Raw genomic sequence first — 21,981 nt, forward strand, 5'->3', positions numbered from 1 at the left:
GCTAACAATCGCAGGCATCTGGGTTAAAGCCCTTCCGATGCGAACCAACACTCCCTCCGCCGGCCCGGCGGTGGCTACCTATGTTTTGGCAGCCACCGGACTTGCCCGCGCCGTGCCGCTGGCCGGTGGCGGGCGGCGCAGCCTGTTTTCGGGGGTGAATATCGCCCTGGCGCCGGGCGAAGTGGTGGCGATTACCGGCGAATCCGGGGTGGGAAAATCCACCCTGCTGAACGTTATTGCCGGGCTGGATGCAGCCGATGCCGGCGAGGTGCTGATTGGTGGCCGCAACGTTGCCGCGCTCACTGAACCCGAACGGGCGAAGCTGCGCGCGTCGGCGCTGGGTTTCGTGTTTCAGGCCTTCCATGTGCTGCCGCACCTCTCGCTGGCGCGCAACGTGGCGTTGCCCTGTCTGCTGGCGGGGATGAGTGCGGCTGATGCGCTGGCCCGAGCCGAGGCGACGCTGGCTGAAGTGGGCCTGGCCGGGCGCGGGGGCGATTGGCCGGCGGTGCTGTCGGGCGGGGAGTTGCAGCGGGTGGCCATCGCGCGCGCGCTGGTTCATCGGCCCGGGCTGGTGCTCGCCGATGAACCAACCGGCAATCTCGATCCCGAAACCGCAAGCCGTATCCTCGATTTGCTGTTGGCGCAGGCGCGTGATCGCCAAGCGGCGGTGCTGATCGTCACCCACAGCGAGATGGTGGCGGCGGCAGCCGATCGCGTGTTGCGGCTTTCGGCCAGCGGCCTCGTTCCGGCTTGATGCAAAACTGGGTGCCAACCCGCTGGCTGCCAACGCTCTGGATTCTTTCCGGCGAATGGCGCGCGCATCCGGTGCGGATGGGCCTGGCCGTGCTGGCGATTGCGGTGGGCGTGGCGTTGGGCTTTGCGGTGCACATGGTGAACAGTGCGGCGCTGGCCAGTTTCGGCCGCGCGGTGGCGAGCGTGCAGGGCCGGGCCGATGTGGCGGTGCGGGCACGATCAGCGGCTGGGCTGGATGAGGGGCTTTATCCCAAGCTGGCGCGGTTGCCCGCAGTGCAGGCGATCAGCCCGGTAGTGGAATTGACCGCCAGTTGGGGCAAGCTGGCGCGGCCGGGATCGAGTGCAAAAGGCGGCCGCTTCACGCTGATCGGGCTTGATCCGCTGCGGGCGATAAGTGTGACGCCGGGGCTCGTGGGCCTGTCGCGCGCGGGCCAATCGGGCGTGGGCAGCCGCCCGGCGTGGCAAGGCGATGCCGTTTGGCTTTCGCCGGCGTTGCAGCGTGCCACCGGGTTACAGCCGGGCGACGCCTTCACGTTCACGGCGGCCGGGCGTCAGGCACGCTTCACCGTGATGGGCCGGCTGGCGGCAGCGGGCGATGACGCCCAGATCGCGGTGATCGACATTTCGGAGGCACAGTGGCGCTTTGGCCAGATGGGGCGCCTGCACCGGCTTGATCTGAAACTGGCGGACGGCGCCGGCGCGCGCGCGGCGCTGCAGGCGGTGTTGCCCGCCGATGCCGTGCTGGCAACGCCGGAGGCCGAGGCGAGCCGCGCCGATGCGCTGAGCCGGGCCTATCGCGTGAACCTGGGCATGCTGGCGTTGGTGGCACTGCTCACCGGCGGGTTCCTGGTGTGGTCAGCCCAAGCCTTGAGCGTGGCGCGGCGGCGGCCGCAGTTTGCGCTGCTGAGCGTCTTGGGTCTGCCGCGGGCGGGGTTGGTGCGGCAGTTGCTGGCCGAGGGGTTGCTGCTGGGGCTGGCGGGCGCAGTGTTGGGCGTGGTGCTGGGTTATGGGCTGGCGACCCTGGTTGTGGAGCAGTTCGGCGGGGATCTGGGCGGCGGCTATTTCAGCCGAACGCAGGCCCGGCTGGGCTTTGATGTGCCGGCGGCGCTGCTGTTTGGCGGGCTGGGCCTGGCGACGGCACTGGCCGGTAGCGTTTCGCCGGCATTGGCGGCGGCGCGCACCGCCCCGGCGCAGGCGTTGAAGGGGCTGGGCGATGCCCCCGATCCAGCCAAGGCCCCGCGCGCCTGGCCCAGCCTTGCCCTGCTGGCGGCGGGTGGATTGGCGGCGCTGGGGCCGCCGATCTTTGGGCTGCCGTTGCTCGGCTATGCCGCGATGGCCTTGCTGTTGGCCGGGGGCGTGGCGTTGATGCCGGCGCTGGCGCGGCTGTTGCTGGCACCGCTGGCCCGGCGGGGAGCCAAATGGTTGCCGCTCGATCTGGCGGTGCGGCGGCTGTGGGGTGTGCCGCAGGCCGCCGGGCTGGCGTTGTCCGGGATTGTGGCGTCCACCGCGCTGATGGTGGCGATGGCGGTGATGGTCGCGAGCTTCCGGCAGAGCGTGGATGATTGGCTGGTGGCGGTGCTGCCGTCTGATCTCTACCTGCATCTGGAAGGTGCGGAGGCGGGCGGGCTGGACCCCCAAGCGCAGGCGCGGCTGGCGGCGGTGCCGGGGCTGGCGCATGTGCAGTTCCAGCGGGTGATTTCGGTGCGGATCGATCCGGCGCGGCCGGCGGTGGCGGTGATGGCGCAGGGCGGCCATTCATCGGTGCCCTTGATTGCCGAAACGGATGCGCCAACGCCGGCCGGCACCACCCGCGCGCTGATTTCGGAGCCGCTGGCCTGGCTTTATGGCTGGCGGCAGGGCGAGGTGCATGAACTGGTGATCGGCGGGGTGCCGCGCCGGCTGTTCGTGGCCGGCACCTGGCGCGATTATGCCCGGCAATGGGGGGCAATTGTCGTGCCGCTTGAGGACTATCGCCGCTTCACTGGCGATGCCACCGCGACGGAAGCCGCCTTCGATCTGAAACCCGGCGCCGACGCGCGCGCGGTGCAGGAGGTCTTGCAAGCGGCGCTGCCGGTGGCCGTGCAGGGCCAGGCGCAGTTCGGCCGCCCTTCGGATATGCGGGCCGTGGCGCTGACCATTTTCGATCGCAGTTTCGCCGTTACCTATGCGCTGGAAGCCATTGCCATCATCATCGGCCTGATCGGGGTGGCGACGAGTTTTTCGGCGCAGGTGCTGGCGCGGATGCGCGAGTTCGGCATGCTGCGCCATGTGGGCGTGCCGCGCCGCCAGATCTTGAAGATGCTGGGGCTGGAAGGCGCCGGGTTGGGCCTGATCGGGGCGCTTTCCGGCCTGTCGCTGGGGTTGGTGATGGCGCTGGTGCTGGTGCGCGTCGTCAACCCGCAGAGCTTCCACTGGACGATGGATCTGGCGCTGCCGTGGCCGCTGCTGGCCGGGCTGGTGGCGGCCCTTGTGGCCTGCGCGGGCGGCACGGCGGTGGTGGCGGGGCGGCGGGCGCTCGGCAAGCGCGCCTTGCTGGCAGTGCGGGCGGATTGGTGATGCGGTTCCTGCTCCTTCTGCTGGCGCCATTGTTGCTGGCGGCGACGTTCGCGCCGGTGCGGCCAGGCGTGCCGCTGCGCTTTCCGACCGATCACGGCGCGCATCCCGATTTCCGCACCGAATGGTGGTATGTCACCGGCTGGCTGAACACGCCGCAGGGGAAGAAGGGCTTCCAGATCACCTTCTTCCGCACGCGGCCGGATATCGACACGGCAAACCCTTCGGCCTTTGTGCCGCGCCAGGTGGTCTTTGCCCATGCGGCGCTCGCTGATCCGGCGCACGGCAAGCTGCGCCACGCTGCCCGCATTGCCCGCGCCGGCTTTGGCCTCGCCAATGCGCGCGTGGGCGACGTGGATGTGACGCTCGACGATTGGCGTCTGTGGCGCGGCAAGGATGGCAAATTGCATGCGAAACTGGCCGGGGATGGCTTCGCTTTCGATCTGGCCTTCACGCCAACTCAACCCGTGATCCTGCAAGGTGAGGGCGGGTTCAGCCGCAAGGGGCCGGGCGTGGGCGAGGCCAGCCATTATTACAGCTGGCCACATCTTGCCGTTTCGGGTTGGCTGGACGGGCAGACGGTGAGCGGTACGGCGTGGCTGGATCGCGAATGGTCGAGCACGCTGATGAACGCCCGCGCCGTGGGCTGGGACTGGCTGGGCCTCAACATGGATGATGGCAGCGCCGTCACGCTGTTTCGGATGCGTGACAAGGCTGGCGCGGCGCTGTGGGCCGGCGGCAGTCACCGCAGCAAGAGTGGTGTGTTGAGCGTGCTCAAGCCGGAGGATGTGCGCTGGCAGGCCGGCGGCTGGTGGCAATCCCCGAGCAGCAAGGCGCGCTGGCCGGTGCAGCCCTTGGTGGCGCTGCGGGTTGGGGGCAAATGGCGCGCGTTGCCCGTCACGCCGATGATGGCGGATCAGGAACTGGACAGCCGGATGAGCGGCGGGCCGGTCTATTGGGAAGGCGCTGTCACCGTGCCGGGCGGCCGTGGCTATCTGGAATTGACGGGCTATGCAGCACCGCTGAGAATGTGATGTTGCGGATGTGAGCTTTCAGGCGCTAACAGCCGAACAGGCAGGGGTGCCGATGATCGTGGGGATACAAGTGACTGAAACCGGCCTGATCGCGCCTGAATTTGCGCCCGCTGCCCCGCGCGGGCTGTGCACCGATTGCGGTGTGTCGCGCACGTCCACCCCCACGGATTGCGGCACCGCCTGCCAGTTCATCAAGCCGGATTATGCCGCGATGGAAGCCGCCGTGCATGGCCGCGCCCGCGATGAATCGCGCCCCGATGAGCTGTTCTTCGGGCCGTTCCAGCGCATGGCGAAAGCCCGGCTGAAACAGCCGAGCGAGGGCGCGCAGTGGACCGGCATCACCAGCCGGCTTGGCGAGCGGCTGCTGGAGACCGGCGCGGTCGAAGCCATCCTCACCATGGCGCCCGACCCGGATGACAAGTGGAAGCCGCGCCCCGTGATGGTGACCAAGGCCGAAGCCATGGCCCAGGTGCGCGGCATGCGGATGGGCTATGCGCCGCTGCTGGCGCTGCTGGAACCGGCCCGCGCCGCAGGCTTCAAGCGCATCGGCATCATCGGCATCCCCTGCCAGATCCACGCGCTGCGCCGGCTGGAGGCCAAGCTGGGGTTTGAGCGCATTTACGTGATCGGCACGCCGTGCAGCGACAACACGACGACCGAGAATTTCCATGAATTCCTGGCACTGCTGTCTGACAAGCCGGACAGCATCACCTATCTGGAATTCAAGGCGAATTATCACGTGGAGCTGCGGTTCGATAACGGCAGCAAACGCGAAGTGCCGTTCCTGATGCTGCCGTTGTCTGATCTGCGGCCGGATTTCTTCCCGCTCACCTGCCGCACCTGCGTGGATTACACCAACAGCCTGGCGGATATCACCGTGGGCTATATGGGCGGCACCGGCGAACAATGGCTGCTGATCCGCAATGATCGCGGCGCCGAACTGCTCGGCCTGTTGGGGGACGGAGTGGCGCTGGCCGAGCCTGACGACAATGGCAAGCCGGACGGCAGCAAGCGTGCCGGGCCAGTAAAGGGCTTCATGGCCAACACCGAACGCGCCGCCGGCGGGCTCCCATTGCGCCGCATGCCGAAATGGGTGCGGCCTATCGTGGGCAAATTGATGCCGCTGGTCGGCCCCAAGGGCAAGGAGTTTGCCCGCACCCGGGTGGAGATGAAGGCGATCGAGACCATCCTGCACCTGCGCCGCGAAGCGCCGGGCATGATGAAGAACATGATCCCGCCGCATGTTTGGAAACTGGTGGCGCGTTACGGGCTCATGCCCGAGCCGGGCGAGACGAAAGAAGGGTGAAGGGCCGGCTCAGGCCAGCCCCACCGCCTTCAATGTCAGGTCCCACAGCCGTTCGTTGCGCGCTTCGTTGGTGCCGCGCGCCGAAAGCGGCTGCGCGAACGGCATGCGGCCTTCCTTCTGGCGGTTGCCCCAGCTCCAGTGCACGCCGGATTGGCTGGCGAAGGCGGGTTCGGCGATCACCTGCGCAGTTCGGTCCCCCGCCAGCGGCTGGCTCACATAGCCCTTGGTGATGTTCTTCTGGAACCAGGGGAAGATCGTACGGAAGGCTTGCGGCGTGTCGCGGAACAGCGCGGTATCAGCGACGCAACCGGGATATAGCGTGTTGAACACGATGCCGGTATCGGCCCAGCGCTTGTGGAACTCGCGGCTCATGATCATGCAGGCAAGCTTGCTGTCTTTATAGGCTTTGCCGGGTTTGAACGGCTTGCCGTCGATCATGGCGATGGGCGCCTTGAAACCGGCTTCCAGTCCGGCGAGATCGCCCAGCTCGGCGGGCGCCGGGATCGGCACCTTGCCGCCGAATTCCTCGCTGTTGGCCGTCACCGTGCCCAGCGTGATCAGGCGCGGCGGCGAGGGCAGGCGGCCCTTGGCCTTTTTCAGATCATCAAGCAGCAGGTGGGCCAGCAGGAAATGGCCGAAATAATTGGTGGCAACGCTGATTTCATAGCCTTCGGGTGAACGCATCGGCGCTTCGAGGCGCGGCAGGTAGACGGCGGCGTTCAGCAGCAGCGCATCAAGCGGCAGGCCAAGGCCGTGAAATTCATCGGCGAAGCGGCGCACGCTGGCCTGATCGCCCAGATCGATATGCAGGATCCCGCGCGAATCGGCGGGGATGCCAACCTCAGCGGCTGCGGCGTCCGCCTTGGCCAGATCGCGGCATGCCATGATAACCAGCCAACCCCGATCCGCCAAGGACTTGGCAGCCCACAGGCCCACGCCAGAAGAAGCGCCAGTGATGATCGCCGTTGGTTGAACAGCAGCTTGGACTGACATGGAAACTCCGTAATGTGGCCCCGATCGTGAGGGCTTTTGACTTAAACACCGGCGCACGGCAAGACGGCCACCATGCAGAGCAGAGATGATTTCCTGGCCAAGGTGAAGCCGCCGATCACGCCGGCGCTGGTGGTGCGGCGCGCGGTGATGATGGACAATCTGGCGGCCATGCAGGCGGCCTGCACCGCCAAGGGCGTGCGGCTGCGCGCGCATGGCAAGATGCACAAGTGCAGTGCGATGGGCCTAGAACAGGTGCGGCAGGGCGCAGTGGGCCTGTGCTGCCAGACGGTGGGCGAAGCGGAAGCTTTTGTGCATGGCGGCATCCCCGATGTGCTGGTGACAGCGCCGGTGCCGCCGTGGGGCTGGCTGCGGCTGGCGGTGCTGGCGCGGGTGGCGCGGGTGGGCGCGGTGATCGACAGTGTGGCGCAAGTGGCGGAAGCTGCCACGTCCGCACTGGCTGCAGGCGTGGTGCTGGATGCCTATGTGGATGTTGATCCTGGCATGGCGCGTGCCGGGGTGGCGCCGGAGCTAGCGGCGGCGCTGGCGGCACTGATCGATGGAGCCAAGGGCCTCAACTATGCCGGCATCCAAGCGTACTGCGGGCATCATCAGCATATGTTGCCGGACCCACGCGCGGCGGCGCATGCCGAATGGACAGCGCGGCTGCGCGTGCTGTTGGCTGAGTTGGAGGCGGCCGGGCTGGCACCAGCGCAGGTGACTGGCGGCGGCACCGGCACGGCGCGTATGGACCTGGCGGCGGGCGTCTATACCGAGTTGCAGCCCGGCAGCTATGCGGTGATGGACGTGGAATATGGCAATCTGGGTGATCTGCCGTTTGCCCCGGCGCTGTTTCTGGCCGCGTCCGTGGTTTCGGCCAATCACGCGAGCCACGTGACCTGCGATGCCGGGCACAAGGCGCTGCATTCCAATGGCCCAGTCAGCCGCGTCGTGCAGCCGGCGGGCAGCGCTTACAAGCCCATGGGCGATGAACATGGCGCGATCGTGCCGCCCGGCGGATTGGGGGAGGGCGGTCTGGTTTGGCTGCAGCCGGGCCATGTCGATCCCACCGTCGCGTTGCACGATGCCTTCTTCGTGGCGGATGAGAATGGCGGGCTGGAGCGCTGGGCCATCGATGGGCGGCGGGCGAGCCTTTGAACTGGAAGATCGGGATCATCGGCGGCTCCGGCCTCTACGCCATAGACGGGTTGGAGGATGCGCGCTGGGTCAGCGTGGTGTCGCCTTGGGGCGAACTATCTGATGAGATCCTGACCGGCCGCATTGCCGGCATCGACGTGTGTTTCCTGCCTCGCCACGGCCGTGGCCACTGCATTCCGCCGCATAAATTGAACGTGCGCGCCAATATCGATGCACTGAAGCGGCTGGGCTGCACCGATGTGCTGGCGGTGTCGGCGGTCGGCTCGCTGAATGCTGGCATGGCACCGGGCGATTTCGTGGTGGTGGATCAGTTCATCGATCGGACCAAGGGCCGGCCCTCCACCTTCTTCGAAACCGGCCTGGTGGCGCATGTGCCGATGGCCGATCCGGTCTGCCCGCGGCTTTCCGCGCTGGCGGCCGATGCGGTGGCGGCGGTTGGCGGCACGGTGCATCGAGGTGCCACCTATCTGGCGATGGAAGGCCCGGCCTTTTCCACCCGCGCCGAAAGCCGGCTGCATCAAAGCTGGGGCTGCGACCTGGTGGGCATGACGGCGATGCCGGAAGCCAAACTGACGCGCGAGGCGGAGTTGCCCTACGCGCTGGTCGCCATGGTGACGGATTTCGACTGCTGGCACGACGGCGCAGATGTTGATGTGACCGATATCATGGCGTTGATGCACGGCAATGCGGCAATGGCCCGAGCGATGATCGTGAAACTCTGCGCCGTCCTGCCCGAATCAAGGCCACCCAGCCCCATCGATACGCTGCTTGATACCGCCATCATGACTGCGCCTGATGCGCGCGACCCGGCCAACCAAGCGAAGAACAGCGCCATTCTGGCCAGGTGGCTGACAAAAGGGCGCACTGGCTGAAGCCCTTGGCCCTGCTATCGAGGGCAGATGAACCGCCTCACCATCTCCACCCCGGCTGGGCCGGTATCAGCATTGCAGGCGGGCGCTGGCCCACACCTGCACTTCGCCCACGCCACCGGCATGAACGCGCAGCTTTACGAGGCCGTGCTGGCGCCGCTGGCGGATCGCTTTGCCATCACCATAAGCGATGCGCGCGGGCACGGCTTCACCGGGTTGGACCGGGATCCGGGGCACCTCAAGAGCTGGGATGACTTCGCGCTCGATCTCACGCACCTGCTGGATGTGATCGACAGCGGCAGCGCCTGGATACTGGCTGGCCATTCCATGGGTGCGACCGTCTCGTTGCTGGCCGCAAGCCTGCGCCCTGACCGTGTCGCGGGGCTGATGCTGCTCGATCCACCCATGCTGCCGTTCGATGTGGCGCGCGAGGTGCGGGCGGGCGCCATCATCCCCAATCCGATGGCCGATCAGGCCGCACGGCGGCGCGGGATGTTCCCCAGTCGCGCCGATGCCCGCGCGGCCTACCATGGCCGCGGCGTGTTCAAGACGTGGAGCGATGCCGATCTTGATGCCTATCTGGCCGGCGGATTGCTGGAGACAGATGAAGGCGTGGAACTGGCCTGCGCCCCGGCATTTGAATCGGCAACTTTCCGCGCCGTGTCGCCCAATGTCGAACCGGCGCTGGGCGCCGTGCGCTGCCCGTTCGTCCTGCTGGCCGGAGCGCATGGATCAACCGTGCGCGATGTCGAACTGGCGGCGTTTGCGGCGCACCCACAGTGCATCAGTGCCGAACGTCTCCCCGGCACCACCCACTTCCTGCCGCTGGAGCGCCCCGAATTGGTGCGCGCCGCAATCGAGCGGGTTAGGGCTGCTTCTTCTGCGGAACGGTGAAGCGGCCGGTCACGCGGCCGCCGGGGTTGCTGGCGGTGCGCGCGTCGAAGCTGGTGGTGCGGGTGGCGAGGTTCCACACCACGCGGGTGCCTTCGAGATGATCGGTGCCGCGATCCAGCTTCACATTGCCGATCAGCGTCACCAGCTTGCGATTGACGTCGTACACGCCGCTGTTTGACGTGGCGCGCATCGTGTCCTGCCGCAGCCGCACACTGCCCAGCGCGTCCAGCCGCTGCACCTGCGGGCTGCCCGCATTGTCCTTGCTGTAGCTGATGCGCACGCGATCGGCGTTCAGCGTCATGCTGCCCTGGCGGATCACCACCGCGCCGGAGAAGATCGCTTCATTGGCATCATCGGCAATATCGATGCGGCCGGCATCGACATCGATGGGGGCGTTGCTGTCAAAGCGTTGGGCCGCAGCCGGGCTGGCGGCGAGCAGGGCAATAACGATCAGGGCGCGCATATTCATCCTCTGCCGCCGCGCTGGTTGATGCGCAAGTGGACATTGCCGATCAGGCTGACGCGGTTGCCGGCCAGATCGCCGGTCATGCGGTTGCTGCGGAATGTGCCCACCGGCAGCCGGCCGGAAACCGGCGCATCGGTTTTCACGGTGCGGCGCTTCAGATCGATGGCCACGGTCTCGGCATCCAGCGTGTAGCCGCCATCGGATCGCAGCTTCACCGGGCCGGCCACTTCCAGCCGGTCTTCATCGATGAAATAGCGGCCCGACGGGGCGGAGACCGTGGCCGGGCCATCCTTGCCCTCCAGCCGGGCGGCGAGTGTGGTGAGCACCACCACCGGCTCGGCGCTGGTGCGCTGAACGGCGCTGCCGGCCGAGATGGAGAAGGCTTCGCCGGCGGCGGTCTTGCCGCGGTATTCGGCGCGGTTCACGCGCAGGCGTTCCCGCGACACTGCCACCTGGTCTTTCGCCAGCAGGAAGGAGAATTCCTGCACGCCCATCAGCGGCCAGATCAGGATGGTCATGCCGATCAGGAAGGCCGCCGCCGGCAAGGCCCATTTCAGCACGGTCATGCGCCGATCATGGCCACTGCCCGGCAGCGCTGCCTGTTGGCGGCGTGAAAGTGCCGGGGGCGAAAGCGGGCGGCTGATCGGGACAGGCGTGGTGGCCACGGTGGTTCAGGCTTTCGACAAGCGGCTCACAGGTGGGCGAAGATATCCTGTTCGGCCCAGCCGACCAGATCGAGTTCGGCGCGGGTGGCGAGGAAATCGAAACAGGCCTGTGCAATGTGGGTGCGGCCTTCGCGGGCGAGGCGGCGTTCCAGCACGTCATGGGCGCGGTGCAGGTAACGCACATCGCTGGCGGCATATTCCTTCTGCGCATCCGAAAGCTCGGCGGCGCCCCAGTCGCTGGACTGCTGCTGCTTGGAGATTTCCACCCCCAGCGTTTCCTTGAGCAGATCCTTGAGACCATGGCGATCAGTGTAGGTGCGCACCAGTTTCGAAGCGATCTTGGTGCAGAACACCGGGGTGGCCCAGACGCCCAGGAACTGGTGAACCACCGCCACGTCGAACCGGGCGAAGTGCATCAGTTTCAGGCGTTCGGGATCAGCCAGCACCGCCTTCAGATTGGGCGCATCATACTGGCCGGGGGCAAAGCGCACGAGATGTTCATCGCCGTGGCCATCGCTGATCTGCAGCAGGCACAACCGGTCGCGGTGCGGGTTGAGGCCCATGGTCTCGCTGTCCACGGCCACCGGGCCGGGCGCGAGGATGCCGGCGGGAAGATCACCTTCGTGCAGATATACGGTCATGGCCTGTGCGTTAGCAGGGTGAAGCCATGCTGTCATCCGCCGTGACCTGATCCGGGAGGGGCATTCGAAGGCGCGGAAGGGCGGCGGTGAACGCTTCGTCCGCTTGCGCCTACGGCCCGTCCCGGTGGCGGCCAAGCTGAAAGCTGAGGTTCATGTTGGCGGCGCAATTTGCCGTCACTGGCCGGCACCACTGCCCCCCGAAAGCGGTGCCGGCCAGACCAATCAAGAGGGGCGGGGCAACGACAGACTGTAAAAACGTCAAGGAGTTGCAAAATGAAGACCGCTCATGGCCTGATGCTGGCCCCCTTGCTGTTATCCCTTGCCGGGCCGGCCCTGGCCCAACCGCGCAAGCCGCCGCCAGCGCCAGAAACCCCAACCGACAGCACGGCGCCAGTGCCGCCGGCCCCGCCCGCGCCGCCCGCTCCGCCTGCGCCGCCCGCACCGCCGCCGGAACCGCCGCACCGTTGAGTTGGGGAGCCGCCGGCCGGTGCCCCCACCGGCCGGTGGCCAATCCCGCAGCCGCGTGGCAGACAGGCGCCATGGTGACGCCGGCCGATCTGCCCGAAATCAAGGCACTGCTGATTGCGGCGGCGCGGGCCGGGCGCGATCTGTCTTATTCCGAAATGCTTCTGGCGCTGGGCTACCGCTTCTCGCGCCCCAAGATGCGCAGCCTGTGCCGGCTGCTTGATGCCATTGACGAGGCTGGCCGCGCCGTAGGTGAGCCCGAACTGGCGGTGCTGGTGGTGCGCGAATCCGATCGGCTGCCGGGCCAGGGCTGGTGGGTTGGCCGCCGTGATGCGCCCGCCGATTGGACCGGGCCAGCCGCCCGCGCCTTCGTTTCCGAACAGCAGCGGGCGGCCTTTACCTGGTGGAGCGAACGCTAGGCGTTACTGCGGCTGTTCGTTTCTGTTGTTGCCGGAACGCGGTCCGTTGCCGCGCGTCTGCTGGCCGCCATCGTTGCGGCCGCGCCAGCCGCCGCCGTCATTGCCCCGATCATTACCACGCTCTGGCCGGCCACAGTCAGAGCGGGGCTGCGGCTGCGGTTGCGGGCGGTACTGCGGCTGGGCTTGCGCCTGTTGCTGCGGTGCCTGCCAACTGCCGCGTGGTGGCTGTGTCATGTCGCCGACGACACGATTGGACACACCGCTTTGACCAGCCCGGCCCCGCCAGCCGCCACCGGGAACACCGCCGGCATTGGGATTGGCATCGGCACGGCGTGGCGGTCGGTTGCCGTTCCAGCCACCAACCGGCGGCTGGCCGGTGCCTTTGTTCCAGTTGCCCGGCTGCCCGTCGCCGCGCTGGCTCCGATTCCAGCCGCCATTGCCGTTCTGGCGCGGCGGCGCATTGCTGTTCCATTTGCCGTTCTGGTCGCCCCTCGGCTGGCCGGTCATGTCGCGGCCGATGCGATCACGCACTCTGCCGGGCTGGCCCCAACCTTGCTGACCTCTCCGTGGATCATTCCAGCCGCGGTTGTTGTCCCAGCGGCCATCGTTGCGGTTGCTGTTCCAGGTCTGGTTGCCCCGGTTCTGATAACTCCAGTTTTGGCCACCGTAACCGCGGTTCGGCGCGCGCCAGCCCCAGCCGCGGTCCCACGGCTGGTTCCAGCCCCAATAGGGCGCGTGCTGCCAGCGGCTGCGGCCCCAATAATTGATGCCGGTGTTCCACGGATAGATGCGGCCGCCAAAGCCGCGCGCATAAAGATTGCCGCGCGGCACCCAAACCCATGAAGGGCCGTACCAACTGCTGAAATTATCATAGCCAAAGCCGGAACCGAATCCGAAACCCACGCTCCAGGAAACGCGCGGCGGGATCGGCGCCCAGCCCAGGACATCATCGGCCTCGCGCCAGGCGACCCAGCTTGGCCCCCAAGTCACATCGGGCACCCAAACCCAGCCCACGGCTTCATCAAATCCCCAGCGGCCATAATGATCGGTGGCCCAGCCCCAGGGATCGGCCGACAGCCAGAAGCGGTTTTCCAGCCATTGCCCATTCTGATAGGGGCGCCAGCCATTGGGGGCATTGGGCACGAACACCACGCCCCACCGCGGCGATTGCAACCAGCGGCCATATTGGTTCAGAGGTTCGCGGAACACCTCGATACCGGCCACATCTTCCGGGTCCCATTGCGCGCCGGGCTGGGCAGGCCAGTCGGTCGCATAGCCGCCCATCACCGGCTGATAGCCGCTGTGATAGCTGGGCGCGACACCCGAGGCATAGTTGGGGTAGGAGCAGCCGGCCAGCGTGGCAGCAAGCAGCAACAGCATCGGGCGAGGGAACATCGGCATTTAAGGCTGGGCCTTTCACCAGAGAATGGTCGAAGAATCGCACGCGCCGGCTTTCGCAAAGCTGAATATTGCGAAAATGTTTCAGCGCGGGATTTTTGCCTGCGGTATGCATTCGCCGCCGGTGGGCAGCGCTCCCCCCTTGGTTCCATTGGCGCGCAGCAGGCGGACGGCATAAGGGGCCATGCCGCCATTGTCGTGGCCGACATCGGGGACCAGCGCGCAGCTCCAGCCAAAGCGCACACCGGCCTGTTTGGCGGCGTCCTGTGCGGCCGCATAGAAGGCCTTGCCACGCGCCAGTCGGTGCGGGCCCTGCGCCATGGCTTCGGGCTGGCGCGGAAGGCTGCTGTGATTGGGATCATTGTCGGCCGTGCCCTGCAACATCAGCATCGGGGCGGCCAGCGCCTTGGCCGGTTGCCACAACCCATCGGGTAGACCGGCTACGCCGAACGGCCAACGATCCGGCCCAATCGGCCAGGTGTAGCTGCCGGAATTGGCAGAGATCGCCCGCGCCATCTTCTTGCCGCCGCCCAGCAGCACGTAACGGTGCACGAACTGCGCGCCGGCGCTGTGCCCGAACAGCACATAGGACGGCGCGGTGAGCGGTTCGCGCGCCACTACTCGATCGAAGATCACATCGATGGCGGAATAGCTCCACAGTTCACGCGGGCGGAGCTTGCCGGCAGCATCGAAAACCGCACCGAAGTTGTAGTTTTCCGTGCCCGGATAGCCGGCCTTGGTGTATTCCGGCACCACGATCACCAGGCCCTCCCTGGAGGCGATCTCCACCCATTCGGCGACATAGCGATCGGCATCGCGGCCTACGCCGTGCATCACGAACATCACCGGCGCATCGGTCTTGGCGCTGGCGGGGCGTAGTAGCCACACCGGGATCGGCGCGCCGCCCCAATCATCTACGACAAAGCGCGTCACCCCGGCGGCCGCCAGTACGGCCGGCAGCTGGGTTATGCCGGTATCGGGCACGCGTTTGTTGGTGTTCTGAGCGGCCAATGCTTCAAGCAGTGCGGCGACGCTGGCCGGTTCGGCGGCCTGAACAGAACCCGCCAGCAGGGCTGCGGCAAGGATGGAGGCAAGACGGCGCATGGGGAGGCTCCTTATTGGCGGGCGGCTGCCGCCATCAGCGCCGTGGCGGCGGCGGTGGCAAGGCGGTTGGTGCGTGTCGTTGGGCTGTCGTCACCCACTTCCCAGGTGAGCGCGCCAACGCCGAACTGGTCCCGTGCCCAGCTTTTAAGCACGCCATTGCCGGGATTGTGCGCCCGATCGATGCGGATATCGGCGCTGGCCAGATCGCGGGTGATGGCCTGCAGCATGGCTTCGCCCAGATCGGGCCCGTTGGGCTGTGGGGGTGCGTAGACCACATCGCGGAAGGTGGAATGGAAATCGATTACCGCCAGGATGGGGCCACTGGCGGCTTCGGCGGTGATGGCCGCGCCCAGCGCGCTGGTTTCGGGCTGGGTGAACGGGCCCCAATCGCGATTGAGATCAACGCCGCCGAGGTTGAGCCGCCAATGGCCCATCACGAAACCATCGGGATTGGCCAGCGGCACGATCATCATCGCATGGCGGCGGCGGAAGGCACGGGCGGCGCGGCTGTTGCCCAGCAGCACATCGGTGAAGCGGGCAAAGGCCTGTGGCCCGGTGGTTTCGGGCGGGTGCTGGCGGGTGATGATCACGATGGTGCCGCGCGCCCTGGATGGCCGGTGATGAAAGACCGCCAGCGGCCGCCGCGCGAGGCTGTGACCGGCATCGGTGCGCGTCAGCTGCCCGGCGCGCACCCGGGCTTCGAACGGGGCCAGCACATCGTCGCTGCGTTCTGGCGGCTGGGCGATCAGCAGGCGGGCGCTGGCGGGCGGCAGGCGGAAACTGGCTGAACGCTGATCGGGGGCGACCGTAACCGCCTGAGGATCAAGGCGTATCGCCGGCGCGCCCGGTTCTGCCGTCCATGGGGCATAGCGGTGGCGGCTGTCGCCATAATGCAGGGTGACAATGGTGGGGGCCGGCGCGTCGTTGGCCATAACCAGGCCATACCAGGGGCTGGGGTTGATCGGCGTATTTTCGGGCGCGATGGTCACGTGCACATTGCCATCAGCATCGATGCTGCAGGCTGCCGCGGCCGCCCGTTCGAACCCGATGTGCACCCGCCGGCCACTGCCGGCGCACAACGGCGTAGAGGCCGTGGCAGCTTTGAACCAGGCCGGCGAGATTGCGGCATCGGCGGCCAACGCCGGCAGCGGTGCCGCAAGGACAGCCAGCAGGCTGGCCCATTTTGCAACCGCTACCGGCATCTGCATCAGAAGGTGCCGCGCAGCTGCACGTATAGTTCGCGGCCCTTGAGCTGGTGATAATCCGGGCGATAACCTAGCGATTCATCGACCAGCGGCGGGGCGGTGCCTAGCAGGTTGTTTATGCCCAGCCGCAGCCGCACATTCTGGCCCTTGGCGATGGGCAGGCGATAATCGGCAAACATGTTGACGCGCCAATCTTCCTTCACCTGCCAGAACTGCGTCTGCCCGTTCACCGTGATATCGGCATTGGTATCGGTAAAGCCGGCGATGTAGCGCACCGAGCCGCCCAGGCCGAAGTTGCCGATGGTCCAACCCCAGGTGGTGCTGGCGCGCCAGCGCGGATTGCCATCCAGCCGCACGCGGTTGACTTCGAGGACGGTGAAATCGGTGCCAAACGCGCTGTTGCCATTGCCGGCCAGCGAATTGAGCAGTTCGTTGCGCTCAACATCCAACGTCATCAGGTAGGTGGCTTCAATGTTCAGCCGGAAATCGCCCAGCTTGCCCCAATCGAACGCCATGCCGAGGCTGAAATCAAAGCCGTCGGCAATCTGCTTGTCGAGGTTGATGTAGGGATCGCGGATGAACTGCACGGCGCCGGCCGCCGTGCGCTGATCGCCGGGGTTGGCCAGGTTCCAGACGACGAAGGCGGCGAGGTCCTCGGCTGTCGGGTTGGCACGCACCACGTTGGCGTTGGTGCGGCCCTGCTTGCGCTCGAGGAAATCGAGCGCAAGGGCTTCGCGGTCACCAAAGGCGCCGATCACGCCCGTCTGTTCAAAGCGCCAGTAATCGACGCTGAACACCAGGCGCTTGACCGTTGGGCTGTTGAACAGCTTGCCGGCATCGAGCACGCCGCCGATTACGATGGTCTTTGTATCTTCGTTGAGCAGATTTGGATTGGCGCTGCGCACCGACGGCACATAGGCATCGCCAGTGGAGGCCGGGTCGTTCGTCACTGCCGAGCGCCAATAATCTTCAACGCCCAGGTTCAGACGCGAGATGTCGCCGCGGTTCAACTGCACCATGTTGGGCACGCGGAAGCCTTCGGAATAGGCGGCGCGCAGGTTGAAGGCGCGCACCGGGAACCAGCTCAGTGCGATCTTGGGCTTAACCGCGCCATCATTGATGTCGTCGAAATACTCGCCGCGCACCGCCAGTTGCAGGTTCAGCTTGTTATAGAACACACCATCATTACCTTCGATCAGCGGCACCAGCGCTTCGGCAAAGGCGGCATAGACGTTGCGGCTGGCCGAACTGTCGTTGGTGGGGCTGACGCCAACCACGTCGGAGCGACCCGACACATTGGCGTTGTTGAAGATGATGGTGCCATCCAGGCGCGGATCGCGGTCTTCCACATAGGATTCGCGGCGCCATTCCACGCCGGCAGCGAGCCCGATGGGCCCGGCCCACAGATCAAACGCGTTGGCGTTGGAAATGCGGAAATCGCCGGTGGTCAGCGTGGTTTTGCCGGCGTTCAGGCTGGAAATGCGCACCCTGTCCCACTGGGCCTGGGTGTTGGCATTGGGGCCGCCGAACGGGTTGATGGCATCCGGCGTCGATTTGGCCAGCTCGGCCTGCAGCAGCGTCTTCGACAGGCGGTTGCTTTCGATGTCGGTCGTCTTGTTGGAGCTGTTGGCAAAGGCGCCTTCCCAATCCCAATTGCCGATCTGGCCACGCAGGCCAGCCATCACGCGATAGGTGCTGGTATCGGTGGAGATGAAGCGCGGGCCAAGATCGGTGGGGCGCCAGTTTTGCAGCAGCACGTCCACACCGCCGGCCGGGGCATCGGTGGTGTTGAGACCCGGCAACCGGTTGGGGTTGGTGGTCGCGCCGAAGGGGTTCCAGTAGTTGCTGGCCGGGATGATCAGGAAGGCCAGGCCGCTGTCGAGCGGCTGGGTGGCGCGGTTGCCGTTGGTGGTGGCCTTGTAATAAAGCCCTTCGGCAAAGAATTGCACGCCGCTGGCAAAATCATGTTCGAAGATGCCATAAACATTGATGCGATCCGCATCGGTGATCAGCTGACGGCCGCGCGCCGACACCGGATCATTGGGGATATTGACCCCTTCGCCCAGCGCGTTGTTGGGCTGGTTGGCGTTGAAATCGTACCGCAGCGCGGTGTCGAGCGAGGCATCGTCAAGCCCCATGCAGCCGCCGGGCCGCTGGCCCAGCTGGGCGCGGGTGCCGGAGAATTGGCAGGGCTGGATGTGGAACACGCCGGACGTGCTGGTCAGCGTCGTTGTGCCCTGGCGGATACGGCGGCCCACGAACACATTCTGCGCGTTGATGGCGCCGGTCTGGAACTGTCCGAACGGCGACGAGGTGGAGGTGTTGCGGAAATCGGTGGTAGTGTTGCCGAACAGGTCGCCGCCCAGCACGCCGCGCTTGTCGACCGTGCTGAATTGGCCGCCCAATTCGGACGCAAAGAGGCCGTTGCGCTCGAAATAGCCGCCGGTGAACATCACCTTAGTGCGGCCTTCGTTGAACTTGAAGCCGAAGGCGACATCGGCTTGGAATTCATCGCTTCCGGTGCCTTCCACGCCCGAATAGCGCAGCGTGGCGCGCAGGCGATCGAAATTGGCATCAAGGATGGTGTTGACCACGCCGGCCGTCGCGTCGGAGCCGTACAGCGCCGAGGCGCCGTCGCGCAGCACTTCAACCCGGTCGATGCCGGCCGCCGGGAAGGCGTTGACGTTGGTGATCTGGCGCGGGGTGGAACCAATGTCCTGGTTCACCGCATGGGCAGCGATGCGGCGGCCGTTCAGCAGCACCAGCGTGTTGCCGGTGCCAAGCCCGCGCAAGTTGATGGTGGCGACGTCGCCGCGCGCATCATTGGGGCCATCGGCAGCGCCGTTGATTTCGGCGGCACCAGCCTGGGCGATGTTCTCAAAGATCTCGCCCGTGGAATTGACGCCGAACGCCGCGATATCGTCGGCATTGAGGATGGTGACCGCCAGCGCGCCGCTGTCTGATGCGCCCTTGATGTTGGAACCGGTGACGACGATCAGCTCTTCGTCCTTGGACGCGGCTGCGGTGTTGGCCGTTTGGGCCAGTGCCGGGCCGGCGAGCAAGGCGATCACGAGAGCAGCGAGGCTGCTCGAATTGGTTATGTTCAAAGGTGGGTCTCCTCGTTTTGCTTTTTGTCAGTCAGGATCGGCTTCGGGGCCCGGCAGGGCGGTGTCGGGTCCGAACTTGTGGTGGGTGAAAACGGCGGCGAACTGATCTTCGTTTATGGCCTTTTCCCAGCGCGAGACCACGATCGTGGCCACGGCATTGCCAATAAAGTTGGTAAGCGCCCGGCATTCCGACATGAAGCGATCAATGCCCAGGATTAGCGCCATGCCGGCAATCGGCACGCTTGGTACGATCGACAGCGTGGCGGCCAGCGTGATGAAGCCGGCCCCGGTCACGCCAGCGGCGCCCTTGCTGCTAAGCATGGCGACGCCAAGCAGCAGCAACTGATCGCCAAGGCTGAGCGTGATGCCTGTCGCCTGCGCGATGAACAGCGCGGCCAGCGTCATGTAGATGTTGGTTCCATCAAGGTTGAAGCTGTAGCCGGTGGGCACCACCAGCCCCACAATGTTGCGCGGGCAGCCGGCGCGCTCCATTTTGTCCATCAGGCTGGGCAGGGCGCTTTCGGAACTCGAGGTGCCCAGCACCAGCAAGAGCTCAGCCTTCAGATAGCGGATCAGCGTGAAGATTGAAAATCCCGCGCCGCGCGTCACCAGCCCCAGCACGACAATGACGAACAGCAGCGAAGTGAGGTAGAAAGTGGCGACCAGCGCCGCGAGGTTGGCGATGGAGCCGATGCCATATTTGCCGATGGTGAAGGCAAAAGCGCCGAAGGCCCCGATGGGGGCGGCGCGCATGAAGATCGCCACCAGCCGGAAGAAGCCGGCGCCCAGCGCCTCGAACAGGCGCACCACCGGTCGCGCGGCCTCGCCAGCGGTGGAAAGCGCGACGCCGAAGCTGATGGCGAGGAATAGCACTTGCAGCAGATTGCCGTCCACAAACGCGCCGGCCACGGTTTCGGGGATGATGCCGAGCAGGAAAGAGACGATCGTCTGGTCTTTGGCTTTCTTCACATAGTCATCAACCGCGCCGGTCTCCAGCGTGGCGGGATCGATGTTCATGCCAGCGCCGGGCTGCACGACATTGGCCACGATCAGGCCAACGATCAGTGCGATGGTGGAGAAGAACAGGAAATAGGCAAAGGCTTTGCCCGCCACCCGGCCAACGCTGCCCAGATTGCGCATGCCGGCAATGCCGGTGACGATGGTGAGGAAGATCACCGGCGCGATGATCATCTTGACCAGCCGGATGAAGCCATCGCCCAGCGGCTTCAGCGCCACGCCGGTTTCGGGTGCGAAATGGCCGATCAAGCCGCCAGCGACAATCGCTGTGAGCACCTGCACATACAGCTGCGCATAGAAGGGCGTGCGCTTGATCGGCGTGGCCGGACCTGTTTTCCCAAAAGCGATGACTGTGATCCCCCGTTCAAATTGCCGTCCTACCTGTTCTGGCCAGATCAAGGAGCGCGCATGAAACAATTGCACGGGCAGTGCATGCACTTGAGCGGCCTGTCACTGCCCGACAGGCCTATCATTTGCGCAAACCCCGGCACTGTGGCCCGAATGCAACGGGCCAATGGCGATCTTCAAAGCCTGTTTTCGGGACTGTGACCTGACCCCCTGATTTTCCTCCACGATCGATTAGAGTCCGGCCCTTGGAGAGGACGGACGATGAAGCGAACGAGGTTCACGGAAGAGCAGATCATCGGGCTTTTGAAGGAGGCCGAGGCGGGCGCGAAGACGGCTGATCTCGCGCGGCGGCACGGCGTGTCGGAAGCGACCATCTACAACTGGAAGGCCAAGTACGGCGGGCTGGAGGTTTCGGAGGCCAAGCGGCTGCGGTCGCTGGAGGACGAGAATGCCAAGCTCAAGCGGCTGTTGGCCGACACGATGCTCGATAACGCTGCGCTGAAGGACCTTCTGGCAAAAAAATGGTGACGCCTGCCGCGATGCGGGAAGCGGTTGCCCATCTACAGGCCAGCCTGGGGATGAGCGAGCGGCGGGCGTGCCGGGTTGTTGGGGCTGATCGCAAGAGCGTTCGTTATCGCTCGACACGGCCGGATGATGCCGATTTGCGGGAACGGCTGCGCGCGCTGGCGGCCGAGCGCCGCCGGTTCGGCTATCGCCGGCTGCATATCCTGTTGCGGCGCGACGGGGTGCTGGTGAATCGCAAGAAGACCCAGCGCCTCTACACCGAGGAAGGGCTGACAGTGCGCAAGCGGCGATCACGCCGGCGTGCTGTGGGTGCCAGAGCGGCGCCACCGGTGCTGGCGCTACCCAACCAGCGCTGGAGCCTGGACTTCGTCCACGACCAGATGGCGTCGGGGCGCCGGTTCCGCGTGCTGAACATCGTCGATGACATGACACGAGAGTGCCTGGCTGCCGTACCCGACACCTCGATCTCGGGGCGACGGGTAGTGCGAGAACTGACCGACCTGATCAGGCAGCGCGGCAAGCCGGGCATGATCGTGAGCGACAATGGCACCGAACTGACCTGCAACGCGGTGCTAGCCTGGTGCAGCGAGGCCAGGATCAACTGGCATTACATCGCTCCCGGCAAGCCGATGCAGAACGGCTATGCGGAGTCGTTCAACGGTCGCATGCGCGACGAGCTGCTCAACGAGACCCTGTTCATGAGCCTCGATCATGCGCGCGTCACCATCGCTGCTTGGGCCAAGGACTATAACGAGCAGCGGCCGCACTCAGCCCTTGGATACGAAACCCCAGCGGCGTTCGCCGCCGAACTGAACAAGCAATGGCCTGTTCCGCTGCGCCCTTCGGGCGCCGCTCAACAGGCCATTGCTTCACCTGCGCCCATGCGCAACAACTGCGGCCAGGCTCTAATCCCCGCTGGATGAAATCAGGGGGTCAGGTCAGATGCCATGTTTCAGCGCGCGACCAAGCGAAACTGGTTGATTTGGGGCCATCTCCTAACTAAAAAGATTGAGATTTTTGTGCCAAGCTGCAAGACCCGCTGTTGAGGTCTTCGCGGTAGGACG

At 65.9% G+C, this 21,981-nt stretch carries 18 protein-coding genes; 9 read left to right on the plus strand and 9 right to left on the minus strand.

Annotated features, from left to right (window positions below):
- Positions 1 to 37: 37 nt before the first annotated feature.
- The 4 genes from Q7O19_RS03395 to Q7O19_RS03410 are packed head-to-tail and all read left to right on the plus strand — an operon-like array spanning position 38 to position 5,646.
- Positions 38 to 754, plus strand: a complete 717-nt coding sequence (locus tag Q7O19_RS03395) for an ABC transporter ATP-binding protein (RefSeq protein ID WP_303808654.1) — start codon at positions 38 to 40, stop codon at positions 752 to 754.
- Complete coding sequence (locus Q7O19_RS03400; protein ID WP_303808656.1) at positions 754 to 3,309, plus strand: FtsX-like permease family protein; 2,556 nt, start codon at positions 754 to 756, stop codon at positions 3,307 to 3,309. Before Q7O19_RS03395 ends, Q7O19_RS03400 begins: the two co-directional genes overlap by 1 nt.
- A complete protein-coding gene (locus Q7O19_RS03405) occupies positions 3,309 to 4,340 on the plus strand; it encodes a carotenoid 1,2-hydratase (protein WP_303808659.1) in 1,032 nt (343 codons plus the stop codon). The genes Q7O19_RS03400 and Q7O19_RS03405 overlap by 1 nt, the downstream gene beginning before the upstream one ends.
- Positions 4,341 to 4,392: 52 nt before the next feature.
- Positions 4,393 to 5,646 (plus strand): Coenzyme F420 hydrogenase/dehydrogenase, beta subunit C-terminal domain, encoded by a 1,254-nt coding sequence (locus Q7O19_RS03410; RefSeq protein WP_303808661.1) that lies wholly within the window; start codon positions 4,393 to 4,395, stop codon positions 5,644 to 5,646.
- A gap of 9 nt (positions 5,647 to 5,655) precedes the next feature.
- Here the strand turns inward: Q7O19_RS03410 and Q7O19_RS03415 are convergent, their stop codons facing one another.
- A complete protein-coding gene (locus Q7O19_RS03415) occupies positions 5,656 to 6,639 on the minus strand; it encodes a protochlorophyllide reductase (protein ID WP_303808663.1) in 984 nt (327 codons plus the stop codon).
- Positions 6,640 to 6,711: 72 nt separating this feature from the next.
- Between Q7O19_RS03415 and Q7O19_RS03420 the strand changes: the two genes are divergently transcribed.
- From Q7O19_RS03420 to Q7O19_RS03430, 3 genes are read left to right on the plus strand one after another with little or no spacing between them, the layout of a single operon-like run.
- Positions 6,712 to 7,794, plus strand: a complete 1,083-nt coding sequence (locus Q7O19_RS03420; RefSeq protein WP_303808664.1) for an alanine racemase — start codon at positions 6,712 to 6,714, stop codon at positions 7,792 to 7,794.
- Positions 7,791 to 8,666: an S-methyl-5'-thioadenosine phosphorylase gene (gene mtnP / locus Q7O19_RS03425; RefSeq protein ID WP_303808665.1), complete on the plus strand. Its 876-nt coding sequence runs from the start codon at positions 7,791 to 7,793 to the stop codon at positions 8,664 to 8,666. Before Q7O19_RS03420 ends, mtnP begins: the two co-directional genes overlap by 4 nt.
- Positions 8,667 to 8,693: 27 nt before the next feature.
- Positions 8,694 to 9,557, plus strand: a complete 864-nt coding sequence (locus Q7O19_RS03430; RefSeq protein WP_303808666.1) for an alpha/beta fold hydrolase — start codon at positions 8,694 to 8,696, stop codon at positions 9,555 to 9,557.
- On the opposite strand, the gene lptA is transcribed toward Q7O19_RS03430, so the two are convergent.
- The 3 genes from lptA to Q7O19_RS03445 are packed head-to-tail and all read right to left on the minus strand — an operon-like array spanning position 9,529 to position 11,329.
- Complete coding sequence (gene lptA / locus Q7O19_RS03435) at positions 9,529 to 10,026, minus strand: lipopolysaccharide transport periplasmic protein LptA (protein ID WP_303808668.1); 498 nt, start codon at positions 10,024 to 10,026, stop codon at positions 9,529 to 9,531. The genes Q7O19_RS03430 and lptA overlap by 29 nt on opposite strands.
- On the minus strand, positions 10,023 to 10,688 hold the full coding sequence (lptC, locus tag Q7O19_RS03440; RefSeq protein ID WP_303808671.1) for an LPS export ABC transporter periplasmic protein LptC: 666 nt from the start codon (positions 10,686 to 10,688) through the stop codon (positions 10,023 to 10,025). The genes lptA and lptC overlap by 4 nt, the downstream gene beginning before the upstream one ends.
- Before the next feature lie 26 nt (positions 10,689 to 10,714).
- On the minus strand, positions 10,715 to 11,329 hold the full coding sequence (locus tag Q7O19_RS03445; RefSeq protein WP_303808673.1) for a ribonuclease D: 615 nt from the start codon (positions 11,327 to 11,329) through the stop codon (positions 10,715 to 10,717).
- 503 nt (positions 11,330 to 11,832) lie between these two features.
- Between Q7O19_RS03445 and Q7O19_RS03450 the strand changes: the two genes are divergently transcribed.
- On the plus strand, positions 11,833 to 12,213 hold the full coding sequence (locus tag Q7O19_RS03450) for a ribose-phosphate pyrophosphokinase (protein ID WP_369692405.1): 381 nt from the start codon (positions 11,833 to 11,835) through the stop codon (positions 12,211 to 12,213).
- Positions 12,214 to 12,216: 3 nt separating this feature from the next.
- Here the strand turns inward: Q7O19_RS03450 and Q7O19_RS03455 are convergent, their stop codons facing one another.
- The 5 genes from Q7O19_RS03455 to Q7O19_RS03475 all read right to left on the minus strand — a co-directional run bounded on the left by Q7O19_RS03455 (position 12,217) and on the right by Q7O19_RS03475 (position 20,359).
- A complete protein-coding gene (locus Q7O19_RS03455) occupies positions 12,217 to 13,614 on the minus strand; it encodes a DUF6600 domain-containing protein (RefSeq protein WP_303808675.1) in 1,398 nt (465 codons plus the stop codon).
- A gap of 81 nt (positions 13,615 to 13,695) precedes the next feature.
- The gene (locus Q7O19_RS03460) at positions 13,696 to 14,715 is read right to left on the minus strand and encodes a hypothetical protein (RefSeq protein WP_303808676.1); all 1,020 of its coding nucleotides are present in this window, start codon (positions 14,713 to 14,715) and stop codon (positions 13,696 to 13,698) included.
- Positions 14,716 to 14,726: 11 nt separating this feature from the next.
- A complete protein-coding gene (locus Q7O19_RS03465) occupies positions 14,727 to 15,923 on the minus strand; it encodes a M14 family zinc carboxypeptidase (protein ID WP_303808677.1) in 1,197 nt (398 codons plus the stop codon).
- Positions 15,923 to 18,991 (minus strand): TonB-dependent receptor domain-containing protein, encoded by a 3,069-nt coding sequence (locus Q7O19_RS03470; protein WP_303808678.1) that lies wholly within the window; start codon positions 18,989 to 18,991, stop codon positions 15,923 to 15,925. The genes Q7O19_RS03465 and Q7O19_RS03470 overlap by 1 nt, the downstream gene beginning before the upstream one ends.
- Before the next feature lie 63 nt (positions 18,992 to 19,054).
- On the minus strand, positions 19,055 to 20,359 hold the full coding sequence (locus tag Q7O19_RS03475) for a dicarboxylate/amino acid:cation symporter (protein ID WP_303808684.1): 1,305 nt from the start codon (positions 20,357 to 20,359) through the stop codon (positions 19,055 to 19,057).
- 294 nt (positions 20,360 to 20,653) lie between these two features.
- Here Q7O19_RS03475 and Q7O19_RS03480 point away from each other — a divergent pair.
- Positions 20,654 to 21,840 (plus strand): IS3 family transposase gene (locus Q7O19_RS03480; RefSeq protein ID WP_303808679.1). Its coding sequence is split into 2 segments (ribosomal slippage): positions 20,654 to 20,906 and positions 20,906 to 21,840, totalling 1,188 coding nucleotides; the frame shifts between segments, so codons are not numbered across the junction.
- The last annotated feature ends 141 nt before the right edge of the window (positions 21,841 to 21,981 follow it).

Origin of the sequence: Sandarakinorhabdus limnophila DSM 17366, from assembly GCF_945882885.1 — a bacterium.
Taxonomy (GTDB): Bacteria; Pseudomonadota; Alphaproteobacteria; order Sphingomonadales; family Sphingomonadaceae; genus Sandarakinorhabdus; species Sandarakinorhabdus limnophila_A.